Raw genomic sequence first — 19,150 nt, 5'->3', positions numbered from 1 at the left:
AATAGTGAGCCTGTGTTGTTTGAGCTGGGGCCAACTGCGCAAAAGCGTCGATGGCTGGCTAGGTTAGCTTCTAAATTCAAGTAGGAGCATTATGCCCAACGCGCACCTTGTACATTCCAAGCTAATGCTTGCTGCTCTCGCAGTAATTGCCAAGTTCCGCCGTCGAAACGATATATAGACATGCCCTTGAAGATACGTGTAGTACATCCCTCGAATTCCACAAGTGATACAAGCAGCGGTACGTCAGCGTTCCATTTGCTGGAAATATAGCCCAGCTGCCTTTCAATTGTTCCTACCGGCGCATAGCTAAACAGGAAGCAGAACCCTGGTCGCTCTTTGAGGGCTGCATTGCAGAGCTTTTCAGGCTCGTTGATATTGTTCTCATAAGGACTTAACCATTCCCACTCGGCGAAAACAATGGGTGCCCGTTGAGTATCACGTATCACCGCGTCAGTTCGATTGCCAGACTCGAAGTGTGCGAAATAGCCCATTAGGTCGGCGACACGGCGCACGGTGTATCCGGTATGGATATTCCAATCTGAGAGGGAGCCGATGTCACGGCTATAACCATCCAAGGGGAAGTCGCGATACCAACTATAGGCAAACAAAGTCGAGAAGTCATTCAGCAAATTTTGATTAAGCATACGTCGTCTCGTTTGGGTAGTGCATGCGGTGAGGAGGTCCGCCCGATTTATCAAGGAGTCCTGGATACTCGTTGTTGGGATAGTGAAATTCCTGTCAGTCCTCCACGAAGTAATCACTATCTAGCTGCTTAACTTCGTAAACCTGCTTCACGTTACAACCCAGATTGTTTTCGACCATCAGCCGTGCCAACTCCAAGCCATCAATCAGCACCACCTTTATATCCAGGCTCATTGCTGCCTCGCGGGCACCATTAGAGAAGTCGGAAGTGGTAATGAACACACCCTTACGGGCGCGCTGGCGAGTAAGGGCGCCGATGAACTTGTCAATCTCCGGGCGGTGTACGGTGTTCGACCAACGCTTGGCTTGCAGGTAGATCACGTCCAAGCCCAGCTTGTCTTCCTTGATAATGCCGTCGATGCCGTCGTCGTTGGTTTGCTGCGTCGCTTGGCCTGCTTCCTTGCGTGATCCCCCGTAACCCATGGCGATCATCAGATCGACTACCAATTGCTCGAAAAAGGTTGGCGAGGCGGCGCGCACTTGGGCCAGTAGATCATCCGCCAATGATTGTGTCAGCGCCTGATGTGCCGCCGCCAATTGCTCATCGGGGGTAGCTTGCTCGACCGGCTCACTCTGCAGGGGCAGTGCTGAACTGTCGGCGGGGCTGGCTGAATGAAACTCCGCGAACTCCGGATATTGTTTGAGCCACCGGATAGTGATGCGTGCTGGACCGTGTTTCAGAGCATCCTGACCGCGCTCTGTGATCTCTACCATTCCTTTGGTAGGAATGCTGAGCAGCCCAGCCTTGTTCAGGTAGGTGCGCGCCCAACCGACGCGGTTATTGATCACCGTTTGCTTGCCGGAAGGCAGGCGCTCGCTACGCTCTTCTTCGCTGAGCTTAAACTCGTTGGCAACGCGCTCGCGTAGTTCGCTCAGTGACAGCGAAGTGCTGCTGGCTACCGTAGCCAGTATCGGCCGCATGACGCTCTGAAAATCAGGGATGGGCATGAGTAACTTCCTGTTCGATTACCGGCGTACTGGCGTATTAAAGCAGGTGCGGTTTGGGCTTGTCGTCCCTTCAGGTTGATGCTTGCGATCACGTTTGACCTTTATGCTCCCGCAGCACCTTGGGGCTCACGTTTGGGGGCTTGTGCGACCAGTTCTCATGTGCCGTTGCGTCTGGCAGGCCTAAAAGTGAGCGACTATTGGGATCCACTCCTGAGAGCCGGGCATTAAAAAGCCGGCTTATGGCCGGCTTCTCGTTGACTGACTCAGTTCGTTTTTGACAAACCTCACCAGCCTTCAAAACGTACATCCGGCTCTTGCGGCCGGCTGTGGGACTTGGTCAGAAAGTGATCTGCCTTGTCGGTGCGAGGCATGGGCTCGCAAATGTGGGGCGCAGGATACGCGGGTTTTCTTCGGAAGCCCAGGGGTAAGTGGTGTGGAATCATTGGGTTACCGGTGATTCAAGGGAAAAGCGGGGGGCTGCTTTGCAGCCCAGCGGGGATGAATCCCCTCGCCACAGAGGATCTCCTTGGTACAAGCAATCTCCCTCAGGCGGGGAGCGTTGGCTACTGTCCTTTTGTCCGCAGGGTCAATCAAACACTTGCGGGCGTTGCTTGTTGAGGGTGGACCACCAGAACACCCAGCCCAGTACCTTGATGTTTTGCGCTTCGATCTGTTCGGCGCTGAAGACTTCGTCCGGGTAGGCAGCGCTGTTGTGGCTGCGCAGGCGCAGGCGGTTGCCGGGGATTCGGTGGAGGTATTTGATGCGTAGCATGCCGTCGTGTTCGAGGGCGTAGATCTGGCCGTCGATGACCTGGGTGAGGCCGCGGTCGATGGCGAGGATGGAGCCGTCTTCGATGCGTTCGGCCATGCTGTCGCCGACCATGGTGGTGCAGATGGCGTCGTTGGGGTTTATTTCCAGGGATTCGAGGTGGCTGCGGGGCAGGCGGATGGATTGGTCGGGGATTTCGGTGATGTGGGTTTTGCTGCTGCCCGTCGCGATGGGGGCTTCTGTGTAGAAGGGCAGTTCGATGTCCTGGGTTTCCGCCACGCTGTAGACGCCCTGGACTTCGGCGGCGTCATAGGTGGTGCCGGGGCCGAGGCCCAACGGGGTTTGTGGACCTTCGCCGTGGGCGAGCCATTGCGGGCTGACGGTCAGCAGGCCGGCGATACTGTGGATACGACCCGGCGGGATGCCGCGGTTGAACCAGTTGTTCACGTGCTGCGATTTAACGCCGTATAACTTCGCGAAGTCGGCGGATCGGATTTGTGCTTCTTTGAGAAGGGCTCTGAAGCGGTCGCCACTGGAGGTCTTTTTCATAAACGGAAAGTTTAGGAGCGACTGTGTTTTGAGCAATAAACAAGTCGTTCAAATTTATAAGACGATCTTTCCGTTTGCAGGATTTGAAAGCGGCGGGATAAACGCAGTTAAACGCTGTTAATACGATTTTGTATTAAGCGCTATTAAGACATAAAAAAACCCCGGTGCAAACCGGGGTTGTTCTTTAAATCAGTTTCAGCCTTTGTAGGCGGCAACCGACTTGGTGATCGCTTCGCGGGCGGCGTCAGCACCGGCCCAGCCTTCGATCTTGACCCACTTGCCTTTTTCGAGGTCTTTGTAGTTCTCGAAGAAGTGCTCGATCTGCTGGATCAGCAGCGCTGGCAGGTCGGTGTACTCCTTCACGTCGACGTACAGTTGCGACAGTTTATCGTGTGGCACTGCGATGACTTTGGCATCGCCGCCGCCGTCGTCGGTCATGTTCAGGATGCCGACTGGACGGGCGCGGATGACCGAGCCAGGGGCAACCGGGTAAGGGGTCACGACCAGCACGTCGAGGGGGTCACCATCGTCGGCCAGGGTGTTGGGGATGTAACCGTAGTTGGCCGGGTAGAACATTGGGGTGGCCATGAAGCGGTCAACGAACAGGCAATCGCTGTCCTTGTCGATTTCGTATTTGATCGGGGCGTGGTTGGCCGGAATTTCGATCGCAACGTAGATGTCGTTCGGCAGGTCTTTGCCAGCCGGAATCTTGCTGTAACTCATTGGGCGGTGCCCCCGTTAGTTGACCAAAAGGCTGGTCGGATTGACCAAAAGTGGCGGCGATTATAGGCATATTCAGCCATCGATGCCACGTTACCAGGGTCTTAGAGACCTTAGTATGACGGCTGATAGACCGGATCTTCAGCTTGAAGTTGCCGCAGCCGTGCCAAAGGATCCTGGCGATAGAAAGCCTTTAGCTGTTCATAGACCCGCGGGTAGGCCTGGTGCAGCAGGTCCGGGGCGCTGAAGAAGTATTCGCTGGTGACGGCAAAGAATTCCGCCGGGTTTTCTGCGGCGTAGGGGTCGATGAGGGTTTCGGCGTCCGGGTTATGGTCCAGTTGGCGGTTGAGGTCGTCGAAGGCCTGTTGCATGGCTTCGGCCCAGTCGCTGACCCGCATGTCGGCGTGCAGCGGTGGCAGGCCGTTGGCGTCGCCGTTGAGCATGTCGAGTTTGTGCGCCAGTTCGTGGATCACCAGGTTGTAGCCGTCCCAGCCACCGCTGGCGAGCACGCCGTCCCAGGCCAGGATGATCGGGCCTTGGGGCCAGGCTTCGCCGCTGTGTTCGCCGTCCCATTCGTGTTCGATGCCGCTGGCGTCGCGATGGCGCTGGGGGCTGAGGAAGTCGTCGGGGTAGAGGACGATTTCGTGGAAGCCCTGGTACCAGTTCAGCTCGCCCAGGTGCATCAGCGGCAATTGGGCCTGGGCGGCGAGCAGCAGGCGTTGTTCCTGATGCAATTCGACGCCGGGCAGGGCGGTCAGGTGTTTGTCCCGCAGGAACAGCACGCAGGCTTCACGCAGCCACTGGTCCTCGGCGGCGCTGATGCCGTCGAGGAAGCTCAGGTGATGACGCACGCGCTGCCAGGTGTCCTCGGCCACGGGATGCTTGGCGAGGGTGCGTTGGCGGCACCAGTTGCTCAGGGACCACATGGGCGATCAGGCTTTCGAAGCACGCTGGGCCAGTTTGCTGCGGGCCAGGCTGATGATCATTGGCAACAGCGATACCAAAATGATGCCCACCACCAGCAGCGACAGGTTCTGCTTGATGAAGGGTACGTTGCCGAAGAAGTAGCCGAGGGTGACCAAGCCGCCGACCCACAGGACGGTGCCGAGCACGCTGAAGCCGAAGAAGCGCGCATAGGGCATTTTCCCCACGCCGGCGACGAAGGGCGCGAAGGTGCGGATGATCGGCAGGAAGCGCGCCAGGGTCACGGTCTTGCCACCGTGTTTGTCGTAGAAGTCGTGGGTTTGCTGCAGGTAGTCGCGGCGGAAGATTTTTGAATTAGGGTTGCTGAACAGCTTCTCGCCCGCCGTGCGGCCGATGAGGTAGTTGGTGCTGTCACCGAGGATCGCCGCCAGCATCAGCAGGCCGCCCAGCAGCACCGGGTCCATGCTGCCGCCTGCGGCTACGGCGCCGGCGATGAATAGCAGCGAGTCACCGGGCAGGAATGGCGTTACCACCAGGCCGGTTTCACAGAAGATCACCAGGAACAGGATGGCGTAGACCCACGTGCCGTAGTTGGTCACCAGCATGTCGAGGTACACATCGAGATGCAGAATGAGGTCGAGGGGATTGAAATCCATGCAATACACCTGTGATGACGGCCGGGTTGGGCGGGCTTGTGGGTCTGGCTTTGAATAGGGCTACCGGGTTTGTAGCTTTTCCTTACAAGCCGGGAAGATCGGGATTATACGGGCTGTAATGTGATGGGCGTGTTGAGTTTGTTGCGGGGGATTTCGGATTGTGCAATGTCGATTGATCGTTCCCACGCTCCGCGTGGGAATGCATCCTGTGACGCTCTGCGTCACCTTTGCTGAAGCGGAACGCGGAGCGTCCCTGGCGGCGTTCCCACGCGGAGCGTGGGAACGATCAGTGGCATTCAGGTGAGATCTTCGCTGATTGGCAACACGTAGTTCTTGAACTCGGTGTCTTCCTTGAAACCGATGGACTCGTAGGTCTTCTGCGCCACTTCATTGTTGCTGCTGGTGGAGACGCGCATGCGGACGGCGTTGGTTTCCTTGGCCATTTTTTTCGCGGTGCGGATCAGGTGGTCGGCCACCAGTTGGCGACGGGCGTCTTCGGCGACGTAGATGTCGTTGAGGATCCACACGCGCTTGAGGGACAGCGACGAAAAGCTTGGGTAGAGCTGGCAGAAGCCCAGCAGTTTGCTGTCGTCGTCATCGGGCAAGGCCAGGTAGATCACCGATTCCTTGCGGCGCAGGCGCTTTTCGAGAAAGGCCCGGGACGAGTCCGGGTATGGCAGCGAGCCATAGAACTCCCGGTATTTGACGAACAATGGGGTCAGCAGGTCCAGGTGTTCCAGGGTCGCTTGAATAATCCGCATGGCAGGTCCCGTTTACAAAGATCGACACAAAGTCTGACAACAACGGCGCGCTGCCGTGCTTTTGATGCTGCCTGAAATTGGATCAAAAACGCAATTGGATGCACGGTTCAGCTTTGGGGCGGCATCAGTAGGAAGTTACCTTTCATATCGGCACCGTTTTCCGACTCTAGAGTGTGCACCTGGGCTTCGTCCTTCAGATTGACCCCCGAAAGCTGTCGGCGACAGGCCTCGCGCATCAGGTAGACCAGGCGATGGGCCGCCATGCCGTAGCTCAGGCCTTCGAGCCGGACATTGGAGATGCAGTTGCGATAGGCGTCGGTCAGGCCGACCTTGGGGTTGTAGGTGAAATACAGGCCCAGGCTGTCGGGCGAGCTGAGGCCGGGACGTTCGCCGATCAGGATCACCGACATTTTTGCCCCAAGGCGTTCAGCCACTTCATCGGCCACCGCGACCCGGCCCTGTTCCACCAGGATGACTGGCGAAACCGACCACCCATCGGCGGCGATCTGTTCTTCCAGGCGGGCCAGGAACGGCAAGGTATGGCGATGCACCGCCAGCGCCGACAGGCCATCGGCCACCACGATGGCGAGGTCCACACCGCCGGGATGGGCCGCCGCATAATCGTCCAGCGCTTGCGCCGAGGCTTCATCCAGGCGTCGGCCCAGGTCCGGGCGTTGCAGATAACTGTTGCGGTCGCTGGCGGCACTGTGCAGCAGCAGACTCTCGCGGCCGCGCTCGGCCAGTTGTGCGCGAATGCCCTGGTGGTCGAACGCCAGGTGCACCGCATCCCGCGCCTGGGCGTGGGCGTATTGGAAGTCCAGTTGCGCCTGTGTGGGCAGGCTGGTGCCGGTGCGGCCCAGGGCGATGCGCGCCGGGGTCAGGCGACGCAGTTCCAGCCAGGGGTTTTGCGAATCGACAGGTTTTTTGTCCATCGGCAGGTCACTCATCCCAAGTGAGCCAGGGCGTGACGAAACGCCGGAGGCAGGTTGTCGCCGAACCGCACCCGGCCGTCGGCCTGGGTGAAGATGCCCATGTTTGCCAGCCATTGCTCGAACTCCGGCGCCGGCTTCAGGCCCAGGGTCTGGCGGGCGTAGAGGGCATCGTGGAACGAGGTGGTCTGGTAGTTGAGCATGATGTCGTCGGAGCCGGGGATGCCCATGATGAAGTTGATCCCGGCCACGCCCAGCAAGGTCAGTAGGGTGTCCATGTCGTCCTGGTCGGCTTCGGCGTGGTTGGTATAGCAGATGTCGCAACCCATCGGCACGCCCAGCAGCTTGCCGCAGAAGTGGTCCTCGAGGCCGGCGCGGATGATTTGTTTGCCGTTGTACAGGTATTCCGGGCCGATGAAGCCTACAACGGTGTTGACCAGGAACGGGTTGAAGTGTCGTGCCACGGCGTAGGCCCGGGTTTCACAGGTCTGTTGATCCACGCCGTGGTGGGCGTTGGCCGACAGTGCGCTGCCCTGACCGGTTTCGAAATACATCAGGTTGTTGCCCAGGGTGCCGCGATTGAGGCTGAGCCCGGCGTCGTAGCCTTCTTTCAGCACGTTGAGGTTGATGCCGAAACTGGCATTGGCCGCTTCGGTGCCGGCGATGGATTGGAACACCAGGTCCAGGGGCACGCCACGGTTGGCCGCTTCGATGGAGGTGGTGACGTGGGTCAGCACGCAGCCCTGGGTCGGGATGTCGTAGCGTTGGATGATGGCGTCGAGCATTTCCAGCATGGCGCAGATCGAGGCCGTGCTGTCGGTGGCCGGGTTGATGCCGATCATGGCGTCGCCGTTGCCGTAGAGCAGGCCGTCGAGGATGCTCGCGGCGATCCCGGCCGGTTCGTCGGTGGGGTGGTTCGGTTGCAGGCGCGTGGACAGACGCCCGCGCAGGCCGAGGGTGCCGCGGAATTTTGTCACCACGCGGATTTTCTGCGCCACCAGCACCAGGTCCTGGACCCGCATGATCTTGGACACGGCCGCGACCATTTCCGGCGTCAGGCCAGGGGCCAGTGCCCGCAAGCTGTGTTCGTCGGCGGCGTCACTGAGCAGCCAGTCGCGAAAGCCGCCGACCGTGAGGTGGCTGACCACGGCGAAGACGTGTTTGTCGTGGGTGTCGACGATCAGCCGGGTGACTTCGTCGGCTTCGTAGGGAATCAGCATTTCTTGCAGGAAATGGCTGAGGGGCAAGTCAGCCAGGGCCATTTGCGCGGCCACGCGCTCGCCGTCGTTGAGCGCCGCGACACCGGCAAGGAAATCCCCGGAACGCGCCGGGCTGGCTTTGGCCATCAGCTCTTTGAGGCTGTCGAAACGATAGGTCTGGGCGCCGACGGAATGGGCGAATGCGGCCATGGGCGGTGTCCTCCTGGTTCTCTTGATAACTCAAGTACACCGCAGAAACCCATGTGGGAGCGAGCCTGCTCGCGATAGCGGAGGGTCAGTAAAACATTAGTCGACTGATACACCGCTATCGCGAGCAGGCTCGCACACAAGGGGATCTGTGTTCAGGCAAGGAACACAGTCCCCCCAGCAGGCTCTGCGTGCACTTCCATAAGGCTGGCGCCGGCCGTTTGGCCCGGCGCCGGTGCACTGTCAGATACCTGTGAGCATAGCGTCCGCCGGCGCATCGGAGCGTTGCTTGGCGGTCAGTTGGAAGTACAGGTAGCCGACGACCATGAAGGCGAGGAATACCAGCCCGATCAGGGTATTGAACCAGGCCATCGCCACCAGGCACACCACGGCCAGGAACAGTGCGATACCCGGCACGATGGGGTAGCCCGGGGCGCGGAAGGTGCGCTCCAGGTTCGGTTCGACCTTACGCAAGCGGAACAGGCTGAGCATGCTGATGATGTACATCACGATGGCGCCGAACACCGACATGGTGATCATCGCCGCCGTCAGGCTCATGCCTTGCAGGTTCACCAGGCCATCGCTGTAGATCGCCGCGATGCCGATGACGCCGCCGGCCAGGATCGCCCGGTGCGGGGTCTGGAAGCGCGACAGTTTCGCCAGGCTCCGTGGCAGGTAGCCGGCCCGGGCCAGGGCGAAGAACTGCCGCGAGTAGCCGAGGATGATCCCGTGGAAGCTCGCCACCAGGCCGAACAGGCCGATCCACACCAGCATGTGCATCCAGGTGGAGTTGTTGCCGACCACGGCTTTCATGGCCTGGGGCAGCGGGTCGTTGATGTTCGACAGCTGGCGCCAGTCGCCCACGCCGCCGGCCATGATCATTACGCCGATGGCCAGGAACACCAGGGTCAGGATGCCGCTGACGTAGGCGCGGGGGATCGTGCGTTTCGGGTCCTTGGCTTCTTCGGCGGCCATGGCCGCGCCTTCGATGGCGAGGAAGAACCAGATCGCGAAGGGGATCGCCGCAAAAATGCCCGGAATTGAAGCGAGGCTGAACTCGTTTGCACCAGACCAGCCGTTGAGCACGAAGTTACTGAAGCTGAAGCCCGGTGCGACCACGCCTATGAACACCAGCAGTTCGGCCACCGCCAGTACGGTGACGACCAGCTCGAACGCCGCGGCGATGCTGACGCCGAGAATGTTGAGGGTCATGAACACGATGTAGGCGCCGACCGCCGCGATCTTGGGGTCCAGATCCGGAAACTGCACGTTGAGGTAAGCACCGATGGCCATGGCGATGGCCGGTGGCGCAAAGACGAATTCGATCAGCGTGGCGATCCCGGCAATCAGGCCGCCTTTCTCGCCAAAGGCCCGCCGGCTGTAGGCGAACGGCCCGCCCGCGTGGGGTATCGCGGTGGTCAGTTCGGTAAAGCTGAAGATGAAACAGGTGTACATCAGCGCCACCATCAGCGCGGTGACCAGAAACCCGAGGGTCCCCGCGGTGCCCCAGCCGTAACTCCAGCCGAAGTATTCGCCGGAGATCACCAGGCCGACGGCAATGCCCCATAAATGGAGTGTGCCGAGTGTGGGTTTGAGTTGGGTGGTAGTTGTCATAAGTCCTCGCTGTTCTTTTTGATCTGTTGGACTTTCGGTTGGGGGTTTGGAGCGGATACGCAAAGCTCATGCCAGCGACAGGGCATTGATTCTGAGTGTGTCGGTGATGACGCTATCGCGAGCAGGCTCGCTCCCACAGGGGATAGGTGTTGCTCCACAGTCCCTGTGGGAGCGAGCCTGCTCGCGATAGCTATCCAAAGGGCGACGCAGGATGACCTGCATCGCCCCCAAGGCTTAGAAGAAGCCCAACGGATTGATGTCGTAGCTGACCAGCAGGTTCTTGGTCTGCTGGTAGTGATCGAGCATCATTTTGTGGGTTTCACGACCCACGCCGGATTTCTTGTAGCCACCGAACGCGGCGTGCGCCGGGTAGAGGTGGTAGCAGTTGGTCCAGACGCGACCGGCCTTGATCGCCCGGCCCATGCGGTAGGCGCGGTTGATGTCGCGGGTCCACAGGCCGGCGCCGAGGCCGAACTCGGTGTCGTTGGCGATCGCCAGGGCTTCGGCTTCATCCTTGAAGGTGGTAATGCTCACCACCGGGCCGAAGATTTCTTCCTGGAACACCCGCATTTTGTTGGTGCCCTTGAGCAGGGTCGGCTGGATGTAGTACCCGCTGGCGAGGTTGCCTTCGAGTTTTTCCACCTGGCCGCCGGTCAGCAACTGGGCGCCTTCGCCCTTGGCGATTTCCAGGTACGAGAGGATCTTGTCGAACTGTTGCTCGGACGCCTGGGCGCCGACCATGGTGTCGGTGTCCAGCGGGTCGCCGCGTTTGATCTGCTCGATTTTTTTCATCACCACTTGCATGAATTCGTCGTAGATCGATTCCTGCACCAGGGCGCGGGACGGGCAGGTGCAGACTTCACCCTGGTTGAAGAACGCCAGCACCAGGCCTTCGGCAGCCTTCTCGATGAAGCTCGGCTCGGCCTGCATGATGTCTTCGAAGAAAATGTTCGGCGATTTGCCGCCCAGTTCCACGGTAGACGGGATGATGTTTTCGGCGGCGCATTTCATGATGTGCGAGCCGACTGGGGTCGAACCTGTGAAAGCGATCTTGGCGATGCGCTTGCTGGTCGCCAGGGCTTCGCCGGCTTCCTTGCCGAAGCCTTGCACCACGTTCAGCACGCCGGGCGGCAGCAGGTCACCGATCAGTTCCATGAGTACGCAGATGCCCAGTGGGGTTTGCTCGGCGGGCTTGAGCACCACGCAGTTGCCGGCGGCCAGGGCCGGGGCGAGTTTCCAGGCGGCCATCAGCAGCGGGAAGTTCCACGGGATGATCTGCCCGACCACGCCCAGCGGCTCGTGGATGTGATAGGCCACGGTGTTGCCATCGATCTCGGCGGCGCTGCCTTCCTGGGCCCGCAGGCAGCCGGCGAAGTAACGGAAGTGGTCGGCGGCCAGGGGGATGTCGGCGTTGAGGGTTTCGCGCACGGCCTTGCCGTTGTCCCAGGATTCGGTGATCGCCAGGGTTTCGAGGTTCTGTTCGATGCGGTCGGCGATTTTCAGCAGGATCAGCGAACGGGCCTGAACCGAGGTGGCGCCCCAGGCATCAGCGGCCGCGTGGGCGGCGTCCAGGGCTTTTTCGATGTCTTCGGCCGTGGAGCGTGGGAATTCGGCAATGGGCTGGCCATTGACCGGGGAAGTATTGGTGAAGTACTGACCTTTGACAGGCGCGACGAACTCGCCGCCGATGTAGTTACCGTATTTGCTCTTGAACGAAACGATAGCGCCTTCAGTACCGGGGTGAGCGTAACGCATGATGAGTTCTCCTTGGCTTTTGTGCTTATACGGGAGGCCGCGCAAATAGAGCGCCGGTAATTAAGCCTAGAGCAAAGGTTGGGCCATTGCCGTGCAGAGCCCGAAAATCAAGACTTTCGGAGGGTTTCATCGGACCAATGGAGGCTACGCGTGACGATTGCGATACAGGGTGTGTGACACTTTGTGCCAATTGTGAGACAGCCGTTGACCGACGGGTCACGCCAGCATTGCAAAGCGCTTGTGCCTGGAGGATGCTGGGGCGATCTGTGAGTTGCCCAAATATCGATGGAGACGTCGGGCATCCTGTGGGAGCAAGGCTTGCCCGCGATGAACGATGACGCGGTCTACCTGTGATCCGCGCCAAGGCAATCGCGGGCAAGCCTTGCTCCCACAGAAACAACCCTTTACCTGGGGCTAGGTGTTCAGCAGTGACTCCAGCAAGGCCGCAACCTTCGGGGAGAATAATAAGAAATGCACAGCAACCATTTGAGTCGCCATGCCCAGCAGGTCCTGACGGTGACCCAGGGCAAGGCCCATCTGCAAGGACCCGGCAGCGATCCGTCGATTGCCCGCTCCTGGCTGCGCTGCCTTGAGGACTATCACCTCGACCCGGCCCAGAACCTGGCGCCGACGGTGCTCGAACATGGTCGGGTGCTGGAAAGCCGCGAGCGTCTGCAGCAAGTGCTGCACATTGCCGGTTCCGAAATGACCAGCCTGCACCAGCAATTGTCCGGCGCCGGCCACGCGGTGCTGCTCACCGACGCCCGGGGCGTGATCCTCAACTGTGTCACCGCTCCCAGCGAGCGCAAGATTTTCGAACGGGCCGGGCTCTGGCTCGGTGCCGACTGGAGCGAAGCCTGCGAAGGCACCAATGGCATCGGCACCTGCCTGGTGGAGCGCCAGGCACTGACCATCCATCAGGAAGAACATTTTCGTGGTCGCCACACCGGCCTGACCTGCTCGGCCAGCCCGGTGTTCGACCCACATGGCGAACTGCTGGCGGTGCTCGACGTGTCCTCGGCCCGGCCGGACGTGTCGCGCCAGAGCCAGTTCCACACCATGGCGCTGGTCAATCTCTCGGCGAAGATGATCGAGAGCTGCTATTTCCTGCGCTGCTTCGACCATCACTGGCTGCTGCGCTTTCATTTGCAGGCCGAGTCCGTGGGGTTGTTCAGCGAAGGCTTGCTGGCGTTCGACGGCGAAGGGCGGATCTGCGCCGTCAACCAGAGTGCGCTCAACCTGCTGGGGCATATTCGCGGTGGCTTGCTGGGCCAGCCGGTAGAAGCGTTTTTCGATTGTTCACTGGATGAATTGCTGGGCCGGACCAGCGTCCATGCCAGCGCCAGCTGGCCGCTGCGCACCCGTGACGGTCGGCATTTGTTCGCGGTGCTGCGGGGGCAGCCTCGTAGCATCCCGGTTCCGCTCGTCCCGGCGCCCAAAGCCATGGAGCCTGCGCGACTGTCGGGCATCTGCCTGGGGGATGCGCAACTGCAGGAGCATTTTCGCAAGGCGTTGCGGGTGTTCGAGCGTGATGTCCCGCTGCTGATCAACGGGGAAACCGGTTGCGGCAAGGAAGCCTTCGCCAAGGCCGTGCATCACGCCAGTCAGCGTGCAGGGAAGAACTTCGTTGCCCTCAATTGCGCGGCCATCCCCGAAAGCCTGATCGAGAGCGAGCTGTTCGGCTATCGCGGCGGCAGCTTTACCGGTGCCCGCAAGGAAGGCATGCGCGGCAAGCTGCAGCAGGCCGACGGCGGCACCCTGTTCCTGGATGAAATCGGCGACATGCCCTTGGCCTTGCAGACCCGCTTGCTGCGGGTGCTGGAAGATCGTCAGGTGGTGCCCATCGGTGGCGAACCCGAGACGGTGAATGTGCGCATCATCAGCGCCACCCACCGGCAATTGCTTGAGCGAGTGCAGGACGGCAGCTTCCGCGAAGATCTGTACTACCGGCTCAACGGCCTGGAAATCCCTCTGCCGGCGTTGCGCGAGCGCAGCGACAAGTCGCAGTTGCTGGACTTCTTGCTGGCCGAGGAAAGTGGCACCGAGGCAGTGTCCATCGACGAACCGGCGCGCCGGGCGCTGTTGGCGTTCGACTGGCCGGGCAATGTGCGGCAGATGCGCAATGTCCTGCGCACCCTTGCCGCGTTATGCGACGGTGGCAGGATCGGGCTGGAAGACCTGCCGGCGATGATTCGCCAGACACGGCCGGCGTTGGAGGAAACACCCGCGTCCGAACATCCGCTGGAGGATGCGGAACGTCTGGCGTTGCTCAATGCGCTGGAACAGACGCGCTGGCACATGACCAACACGGCCGAGCAACTGGGCATCAGCCGCAATACCCTCTACCGGAAACTGCGCAAACACGCGATCGCTCGCTGATCACAGCTCCTCCAGGCACCGAAGCCCTGTGGGAGCAAGGCTTGCCCGCGATAGCCTTGACACGATTCCATGAAAGTCCGCGTCATCGTTCATCGCGGGCAAGCCTTGCTCCCACAAGTCGAAAGACAAGGTGCGATTTCCCCCTCCCTAGGCTAACCTGCGGCCATGTTTTACGAGGTCGACTATGCACATCCATATTCTCGGTATTTGCGGCACTTTCATGGGTTCGATGGCGGTCCTGGCCAAGGAGCTGGGCCATCATGTGACCGGTTCCGACGCCAACGTCTACCCGCCGATGAGCACTCAACTGGAAGCTCAGGGCATCGAGCTGACCCAGGGTTATGACCCGGCGCAACTGGATCCGGCGCCGGACCTGGTGGTCATCGGCAACGCCATGTCCCGTGGCAATCCGGCGGTGGAGTACGTGCTCAACAAAGGCCTGCCGTATGTGTCCGGGCCGCAGTGGCTGGCCGATCACGTGTTGCAGGGCCGATGGGTCCTGGCCGTGGCGGGTACCCATGGCAAGACCACTACCAGCAGCATGCTCGCCTGGGTGTTGGAGCACGCGGGCATGAGCCCCGGCTTCCTGATCGGCGGCGTGCCGCAGAATTTCTCGGTGTCGGCGCGCTTGGGCGGTACGCCGTTCTTCGTGATCGAAGCCGATGAATATGACAGCGCGTTTTTCGACAAGCGTTCGAAGTTCGTCCACTACCGCCCGCGCACGGCGATCCTGAATAACCTGGAATTCGATCACGCAGACATTTTCCCTGATCTGGCGGCCATCGAGCGGCAATTCCACCATCTGGTGCGCACCATTCCAAGCGAAGGCCTGGTGATTCACCCGACCACCGAGCCGGCCTTGCAGCGGGTCATCGAAATGGGCTGCTGGACCCCGGTGCAGACCACCGGCGCGGGCGGACAGTGGCAAGTCAAGTTGCTGAAGGAAGATGGTTCGCAGTTCGAGGTGATGTTCGAAGGCCAGTCCCAAGGCGTCGTGGAGTGGGAACTGACCGGCCAGCACAACGTTGCCAATGCCCTGGCCACCTTGGCGGCTGCCCGTCATGTGGGCGTGGTTCCGTCGATGGGCATTGCCGCGTTGAGTGCGTTCAAGAGCGTCAAGCGCCGCATGGAGAAGGTCGCTGAAGTGCGGGGCATCACCATCTATGACGATTTCGCCCACCACCCGACCGCCATTGCCACCACTCTCGACGGTTTGCGCAAGCGTATTGGCGATGCGCCGCTGATCGCGATCATCGAGCCGCGCTCCAACTCGATGAAGCTCGGCGCCCACCGCGATGGCCTGCCGGAAAGTGTGGTCGATGCCGATCAGGTGATCTGGTATGCGCCGGCCAACCTCGGTTGGGACCTGGGGGCCACGGCCGCACTGTGCACGGTGCCGTCGATTGTCAGCGATTCCCTGGAAGGCATCATCGAGCGCGTGAAGAGCCAGGCCCAGCCCGGCACCCACGTGGTGATCATGAGCAACGGCGGCTTCGGCGGCCTGCACGGCAAACTGGCTGAGGCGCTGCAATGAACACTCGCTTCGAGAGCAACGGTCCGGAGCGCATCACGCTGGCGATGACCGGTGCGTCCGGCGCCCAGTACGGCTTGCGTCTGCTCGATTGTCTGGTGCGCGAAGACCGCGAGGTGCATTTCCTCATTTCCAAGGCCGCGCAGTTGGTGATGGCCACGGAAACCGACGTGACCCTGCCGGCCAGGACCCAGATGATGCAGGCCTTCCTCACCGAGTACACCGGTGCGGCGGCGGGGCAGATCCGGGTGTATGGCAAGGAAGACTGGATGTCGCCGGTGGCGTCGGGCTCCGGCTCGCCGGCGGCCATGGTGGTGGTGCCGTGTTCCACCGGGACGCTGTCGGCGATTGCCACCGGGGCCTGTAACAACCTGATCGAACGGGCCGCGGATGTGACGCTCAAGGAGCGTCGTCAGTTGATCCTCGTGCCGCGGGAGGCTCCGTATTCGAGCATTCACCTGGAGCACATGCTCAAGCTGTCGAACATGGGCGTGACTATCCTGCCGGCCTCGCCGGGCTTCTATCACCAGCCGCAGACCATCGACGACCTGATCGATTTCGTGGTCGCGCGGATTCTCAACCTGTTGAATATCCCCCAGGACATGTTGCCGCGCTGGGGTGAGCACCATTTGAGCAGCGATGAATAAGCTGCTGATCGTACTGCTGGCGCTGCAACTGACCGGCTGCGCCACCGTCCGCACCCTCGATGCCGCCAAGCCTGGCGCGCCGGTGGTGTATGCGGGCACTCGCCTGGATCTTTACGCCCTCAACGGCGGCTGCTGCGCCAAGGATCGCTTTGGCGCCGAAGCCCCGAGCTATCCTGGCGTCGATCTGCCGGGCAGTGCGTTGCTCGACACCTTGTTATTGCCGTTGTCGTTGTTTACGGCGATTGGGGTGGGGTTCCAGGCGACGGGTGGGTTGTAACCACCGAGTCCTGGCCTTTATGGCGAGGGCACTTTCGGTGGGAGCAAAGCTCGCTCGCGATGCGGTCGCCTCGGTTCCAAGGCAAGAACCGCGTCAACTTCATCGCGGGCAAGCCTTGCTCCCACAGTTTGCTTGCTGAAAATCCTGTTTCAGCAGCCTTAAGAGTCACTTACCCAACTTACGCAACTCGTCCGACTCCACCACCCGCACCCCATCCTGCTCTTCCAGCGCCAGGCGCCACATGGCGCGGGCCAGTTGGCAGGCTTCGATGCCGTGGTATTTGCCGGGAATCAGCTTCGACAAGGGGCCGGCCAGTTGTTCGGCCAGCCGTGGCTCGACGCGATCGCCCAACAGCAGGGAAGGACGGCAGATGGTCAGCTGCGGCCAGTCCTGGGCCTTGAGCGCGGCTTCCATTTCGCCCTTGACCCGGTTGTAGAAGACTGATGACTGCGCATCAGCCCCCAGGGCGCTGATCACGATCAGGTGTCGTGCGCCCAGCTCCCGGGCGCGTTTGGCGAAGGCCACGACCAGGTCCAGGTCCACCGCGCGGAAGGCTTGCTCCGAGCCGGCCTTCTTGATGGTGGTGCCGAGGCAGCAGAAGGCGATGTCGACCTGGCCGCTGAGGCGTGGCAATACGTCAGCCGGTTCGCCCACCGGGTTTTCCAGGCGTGGATGCTCGGCCAACGGCCGGCGGGAGGGCGCCAGGACCCGGCTGATGGTCGGCTCGTTGAGCAGCCGATCCAGCAGGTGTTCCCCGGTCAATCCGGTAGCGCCGGCGAGCAAAACATGCTGAGGCGTCAAGTACATAGTGTTTCCCCCTTGATACGGTTCAGCTTAGTTGCTCTTTTTGGCCTCGTCGTTCAGTGCAGCACTTTGCAATGCTTTTCGTGCCTGCAATTTGCGCAGCAGTTGCCAGTGGGAGAGGACGGTCCTGGGGGCCCAGATCTGCGGCTCGGACGCCTCGAAATTATCGGCCTGCTCCCGTTCGGCCACAGTGGCCTTGGCCAGCTTGAAGGCCTGTTCCAGGTCGTCGGTCTGGTTCAGCGCCTGGGCGAACAACGCATCGCCGAAATAGGTGAAGTTGGCTTCCTCGGAGCAACCGAAGGACACCCGGTCGGCCCGTGAAGCGGTCATGACCAGGGTGCGTTCGTCCTTGAGCGCCGGGATGAAACCGCCGGAGTAGCAGGCCGAGATCACCACGATCTTGTCGCGGTTCTTCAGCGGTGCCAGCACCACGGCCAGTTCGTCGGCGGGCAGGTCGGCCAGTTCCATGCGTGGCTGGTCGAGTACCAGTTCATGTTCGCTGGTGCCATGGCTGGTCAGGTAGATGAAAATCAGGTCTTCCGGACCGCTGCGTTCGGCCAGGGTACTGGCGGCGCGGCGCAGGCTTTCGCGGGTTGCCATGGGGCGGTCGCCCAGGTGATCGCGATGATTGACCAGGCGGATCTGGCCCTGCGCGCCGAAACGGCTGGCGAGCATGTTGGCGACATAGTCGGATTCGCGCAGGAACACGCTTTGCTTGCCGTCGCCGCCCAGGGTCAGGCTGTACAGCTCCACCGCCGGTGTTGAAGCAGGGATCTGGGCCAGGGCGTCATCCAGCAGGCGGCCCTGCGCCAGCAGGCCGAGTTCGAGTACGTCCGGCAGCAGCTTGCCATCGGCATCGCGCACCCGCTGGCCGTTGGCCCAAGTGCCGCTTTGCACCGTGCCATCGGTCAGCACCAGGGTGCCGCGCCCGTGGTAACCGTCGTTTTCGAACTCACCGATGTAAAAACTGCCATCGGGAAGGTTCAGGCGGCCCTGGCCGGTAAAGCGCCACTCATTGAACCGACCGAGGTAATGGCTGCCATCGGCGCCGATCAGCTCACCCTTGCCGGTGAGCGCGCCGTCCTTGAACTGGCCGATCCAGACATCGCCGTCGGCATTTTCGTAGCGGCCGCGGCCGTTGAGCTGGTTGTTCTTGAAGCTGCCGATATAAACATCGCCGTCGGCGCTGTTGAACGTGCCTTTGCCCTGGAGCTGACCATCGACGAAATGCCCGGTGAACTGGTTGCCGGCGGCATCGAAGCGCTGGCCATCGCCGTTGGGCTTGCCGTTGGCGAATGGGCCCTGGTACTGGCTGCCGTCGGCGAGTTCCAGGCGACCGAGGCCTGAATAGCGGTCGGCCTTGAATTCGCCACGGTAGGTGACGCCGTTTTCCTTGAGCGTACCTTCGCCGTCCCGCCGCCCGAGCTTGAAGCCGCCGGTGTAGCTGCTGGTGGGGGTGTCGAGGCTGCCCTGGCCGTGGAACAGGCCCTGCTGGAACTGGCCGCGATAGACCTCGCCATTGCTGCCGTGCCATTCCCCGGTGCCATGCCATTGGCCTTTGTCGAACTGTCCTGCATACCAACTGCCATTGGGATAGTCGACGCGTCCCTGGCCCTGCAGCAGTCCGTTCACCAGATCGCCGCGATAGCGTCCGCCATCGGGCAGGCGTGCGTCAGGCGGCAACAGTGATTCGCCATCGCCGCAGGCGGCCAGCAAGAGGGTCAAAGCCAGGGGGAAAAGTAAGCGCATAACGGGATCCAGATAATCAGGCGACGAGTA

17 protein-coding genes are annotated in these 19,150 nt (G+C 61.1%); 4 read left to right on the top strand and 13 right to left on the bottom strand.

The window, feature by feature from the left end; translation table 11 throughout:
- Positions 1 to 89: 89 nt before the first annotated feature.
- The 11 genes from QZH45_RS26585 to exaC form a co-directional block, all read right to left on the bottom strand.
- A complete protein-coding gene (locus tag QZH45_RS26585; RefSeq protein WP_024780090.1) occupies positions 90 to 644 on the bottom strand; it encodes a hypothetical protein in 555 nt (184 codons plus the stop codon).
- A 94-nt stretch (positions 645 to 738) separates the two neighbouring features.
- The gene (locus QZH45_RS26580; RefSeq protein WP_024780091.1) at positions 739 to 1,650 is read right to left on the bottom strand and encodes a restriction endonuclease; all 912 of its coding nucleotides are present in this window, start codon (positions 1,648 to 1,650) and stop codon (positions 739 to 741) included.
- A gap of 586 nt (positions 1,651 to 2,236) precedes the next feature.
- The gene (locus QZH45_RS26575; RefSeq protein WP_024780092.1) at positions 2,237 to 2,968 is read right to left on the bottom strand and encodes a LexA family transcriptional regulator; all 732 of its coding nucleotides are present in this window, start codon (positions 2,966 to 2,968) and stop codon (positions 2,237 to 2,239) included.
- A gap of 195 nt (positions 2,969 to 3,163) precedes the next feature.
- The gene (gene ppa, locus QZH45_RS26570) at positions 3,164 to 3,691 is read right to left on the bottom strand and encodes an inorganic diphosphatase (RefSeq protein WP_024780093.1); all 528 of its coding nucleotides are present in this window, start codon (positions 3,689 to 3,691) and stop codon (positions 3,164 to 3,166) included.
- 110 nt (positions 3,692 to 3,801) lie between these two features.
- Complete coding sequence (locus QZH45_RS26565) at positions 3,802 to 4,614, bottom strand: zinc-dependent peptidase (RefSeq protein WP_024780094.1); 813 nt, start codon at positions 4,612 to 4,614, stop codon at positions 3,802 to 3,804.
- A 6-nt stretch (positions 4,615 to 4,620) separates the two neighbouring features.
- The gene (locus QZH45_RS26560) at positions 4,621 to 5,268 is read right to left on the bottom strand and encodes a DedA family protein (RefSeq protein ID WP_024780095.1); all 648 of its coding nucleotides are present in this window, start codon (positions 5,266 to 5,268) and stop codon (positions 4,621 to 4,623) included.
- A 296-nt stretch (positions 5,269 to 5,564) separates the two neighbouring features.
- On the bottom strand, positions 5,565 to 6,029 hold the full coding sequence (locus QZH45_RS26555) for a GNAT family N-acetyltransferase (protein WP_024780096.1): 465 nt from the start codon (positions 6,027 to 6,029) through the stop codon (positions 5,565 to 5,567).
- A gap of 107 nt (positions 6,030 to 6,136) precedes the next feature.
- Positions 6,137 to 6,961 (bottom strand): ethanolamine ammonia-lyase subunit EutC, encoded by an 825-nt coding sequence (eutC, locus tag QZH45_RS26550; RefSeq protein ID WP_053191469.1) that lies wholly within the window; start codon positions 6,959 to 6,961, stop codon positions 6,137 to 6,139.
- 11 nt (positions 6,962 to 6,972) lie between these two features.
- Positions 6,973 to 8,367: an ethanolamine ammonia-lyase subunit EutB gene (locus tag QZH45_RS26545; RefSeq protein WP_055135661.1), complete on the bottom strand. Its 1,395-nt coding sequence runs from the start codon at positions 8,365 to 8,367 to the stop codon at positions 6,973 to 6,975.
- A gap of 240 nt (positions 8,368 to 8,607) precedes the next feature.
- Positions 8,608 to 9,978 (bottom strand): ethanolamine permease, encoded by a 1,371-nt coding sequence (gene eat, locus QZH45_RS26540; RefSeq protein WP_055135662.1) that lies wholly within the window; start codon positions 9,976 to 9,978, stop codon positions 8,608 to 8,610.
- A gap of 234 nt (positions 9,979 to 10,212) precedes the next feature.
- Positions 10,213 to 11,733 (bottom strand): acetaldehyde dehydrogenase ExaC, encoded by a 1,521-nt coding sequence (exaC, locus tag QZH45_RS26535; protein ID WP_053191367.1) that lies wholly within the window; start codon positions 11,731 to 11,733, stop codon positions 10,213 to 10,215.
- 471 nt (positions 11,734 to 12,204) lie between these two features.
- Here exaC and QZH45_RS26530 point away from each other — a divergent pair, with 471 nt between their 5' ends.
- The 4 genes from QZH45_RS26530 (at position 12,205) to QZH45_RS26515 (ending at position 16,567) form a co-directional block, all read left to right on the top strand.
- A complete protein-coding gene (locus QZH45_RS26530) occupies positions 12,205 to 14,112 on the top strand; it encodes a sigma-54-dependent Fis family transcriptional regulator (protein ID WP_053191365.1) in 1,908 nt (635 codons plus the stop codon).
- A 184-nt stretch (positions 14,113 to 14,296) separates the two neighbouring features.
- Entirely contained in the window at positions 14,297 to 15,646 is a 1,350-nt protein-coding gene (mpl, locus tag QZH45_RS26525; RefSeq protein WP_069018337.1) for a UDP-N-acetylmuramate:L-alanyl-gamma-D-glutamyl-meso-diaminopimelate ligase, read from the top strand.
- Positions 15,643 to 16,290: a flavin prenyltransferase UbiX gene (gene ubiX / locus QZH45_RS26520; RefSeq protein ID WP_024780102.1), complete on the top strand. Its 648-nt coding sequence runs from the start codon at positions 15,643 to 15,645 to the stop codon at positions 16,288 to 16,290. The genes mpl and ubiX overlap by 4 nt, the downstream gene beginning before the upstream one ends.
- Positions 16,283 to 16,567: a YceK/YidQ family lipoprotein gene (locus tag QZH45_RS26515; RefSeq protein WP_024780103.1), complete on the top strand. Its 285-nt coding sequence runs from the start codon at positions 16,283 to 16,285 to the stop codon at positions 16,565 to 16,567. Before ubiX ends, QZH45_RS26515 begins: the two co-directional genes overlap by 8 nt.
- A 165-nt stretch (positions 16,568 to 16,732) precedes the next feature.
- Here the strand turns inward: QZH45_RS26515 and QZH45_RS26510 are convergent, their stop codons facing one another.
- Positions 16,733 to 17,374 (bottom strand): oxidoreductase, encoded by a 642-nt coding sequence (locus tag QZH45_RS26510; protein ID WP_055135952.1) that lies wholly within the window; start codon positions 17,372 to 17,374, stop codon positions 16,733 to 16,735.
- A 27-nt stretch (positions 17,375 to 17,401) separates the two neighbouring features.
- The gene (locus QZH45_RS26505) at positions 17,402 to 19,120 is read right to left on the bottom strand and encodes a C13 family peptidase (RefSeq protein WP_024780105.1); all 1,719 of its coding nucleotides are present in this window, start codon (positions 19,118 to 19,120) and stop codon (positions 17,402 to 17,404) included.
- Positions 19,121 to 19,150: the final 30 nt, after the last annotated feature.

The organism is Pseudomonas corrugata (genome assembly GCF_050920615.1).
GTDB lineage: Bacteria > Pseudomonadota > Gammaproteobacteria > Pseudomonadales > Pseudomonadaceae > Aquipseudomonas > Aquipseudomonas corrugata.
Note: the sequence above shows the minus strand (reverse complement) of the source record. Positions and strands in the feature narration are given on the sequence as shown.

What these genes read in the sequence shown, in the direction of transcription:
- QZH45_RS26580 (WP_024780091.1), bottom strand. Translation starts at nt 1,650, where the DNA reads ATGCCCATCCCTGATTTTCAGAGCGTCATGCGGCCGATACTGGCTACG.
- QZH45_RS26575 (WP_024780092.1), bottom strand. Translation starts at nt 2,968, where the DNA reads ATGAAAAAGACCTCCAGTGGCGACCGCTTCAGAGCCCTTCTCAAAGAA.
- QZH45_RS26515 (WP_024780103.1), top strand. Translation starts at nt 16,283, where the DNA reads ATGAATAAGCTGCTGATCGTACTGCTGGCGCTGCAACTGACCGGCTGC.
- ubiX (WP_024780102.1), top strand. Translation starts at nt 15,643, where the DNA reads ATGAACACTCGCTTCGAGAGCAACGGTCCGGAGCGCATCACGCTGGCG.
- QZH45_RS26560 (WP_024780095.1), bottom strand. Translation starts at nt 5,268, where the DNA reads ATGGATTTCAATCCCCTCGACCTCATTCTGCATCTCGATGTGTACCTC.
- QZH45_RS26510 (WP_055135952.1), bottom strand. Translation starts at nt 17,374, where the DNA reads ATGTACTTGACGCCTCAGCATGTTTTGCTCGCCGGCGCTACCGGATTG.
- QZH45_RS26505 (WP_024780105.1), bottom strand. Translation starts at nt 19,120, where the DNA reads ATGCGCTTACTTTTCCCCCTGGCTTTGACCCTCTTGCTGGCCGCCTGC.
- QZH45_RS26585 (WP_024780090.1), bottom strand. Translation starts at nt 644, where the DNA reads ATGCTTAATCAAAATTTGCTGAATGACTTCTCGACTTTGTTTGCCTAT.
- eutC (WP_053191469.1), bottom strand. Translation starts at nt 6,961, where the DNA reads ATGGACAAAAAACCTGTCGATTCGCAAAACCCCTGGCTGGAACTGCGT.
- eat (WP_055135662.1), bottom strand. Translation starts at nt 9,978, where the DNA reads ATGACAACTACCACCCAACTCAAACCCACACTCGGCACACTCCATTTA.
- QZH45_RS26545 (WP_055135661.1), bottom strand. Translation starts at nt 8,367, where the DNA reads ATGGCCGCATTCGCCCATTCCGTCGGCGCCCAGACCTATCGTTTCGAC.
- mpl (WP_069018337.1), top strand. Translation starts at nt 14,297, where the DNA reads ATGCACATCCATATTCTCGGTATTTGCGGCACTTTCATGGGTTCGATG.
- exaC (WP_053191367.1), bottom strand. Translation starts at nt 11,733, where the DNA reads ATGCGTTACGCTCACCCCGGTACTGAAGGCGCTATCGTTTCGTTCAAG.
- ppa (WP_024780093.1), bottom strand. Translation starts at nt 3,691, where the DNA reads ATGAGTTACAGCAAGATTCCGGCTGGCAAAGACCTGCCGAACGACATC.
- QZH45_RS26555 (WP_024780096.1), bottom strand. Translation starts at nt 6,029, where the DNA reads ATGCGGATTATTCAAGCGACCCTGGAACACCTGGACCTGCTGACCCCA.
- QZH45_RS26530 (WP_053191365.1), top strand. Translation starts at nt 12,205, where the DNA reads ATGCACAGCAACCATTTGAGTCGCCATGCCCAGCAGGTCCTGACGGTG.
- QZH45_RS26565 (WP_024780094.1), bottom strand. Translation starts at nt 4,614, where the DNA reads ATGTGGTCCCTGAGCAACTGGTGCCGCCAACGCACCCTCGCCAAGCAT.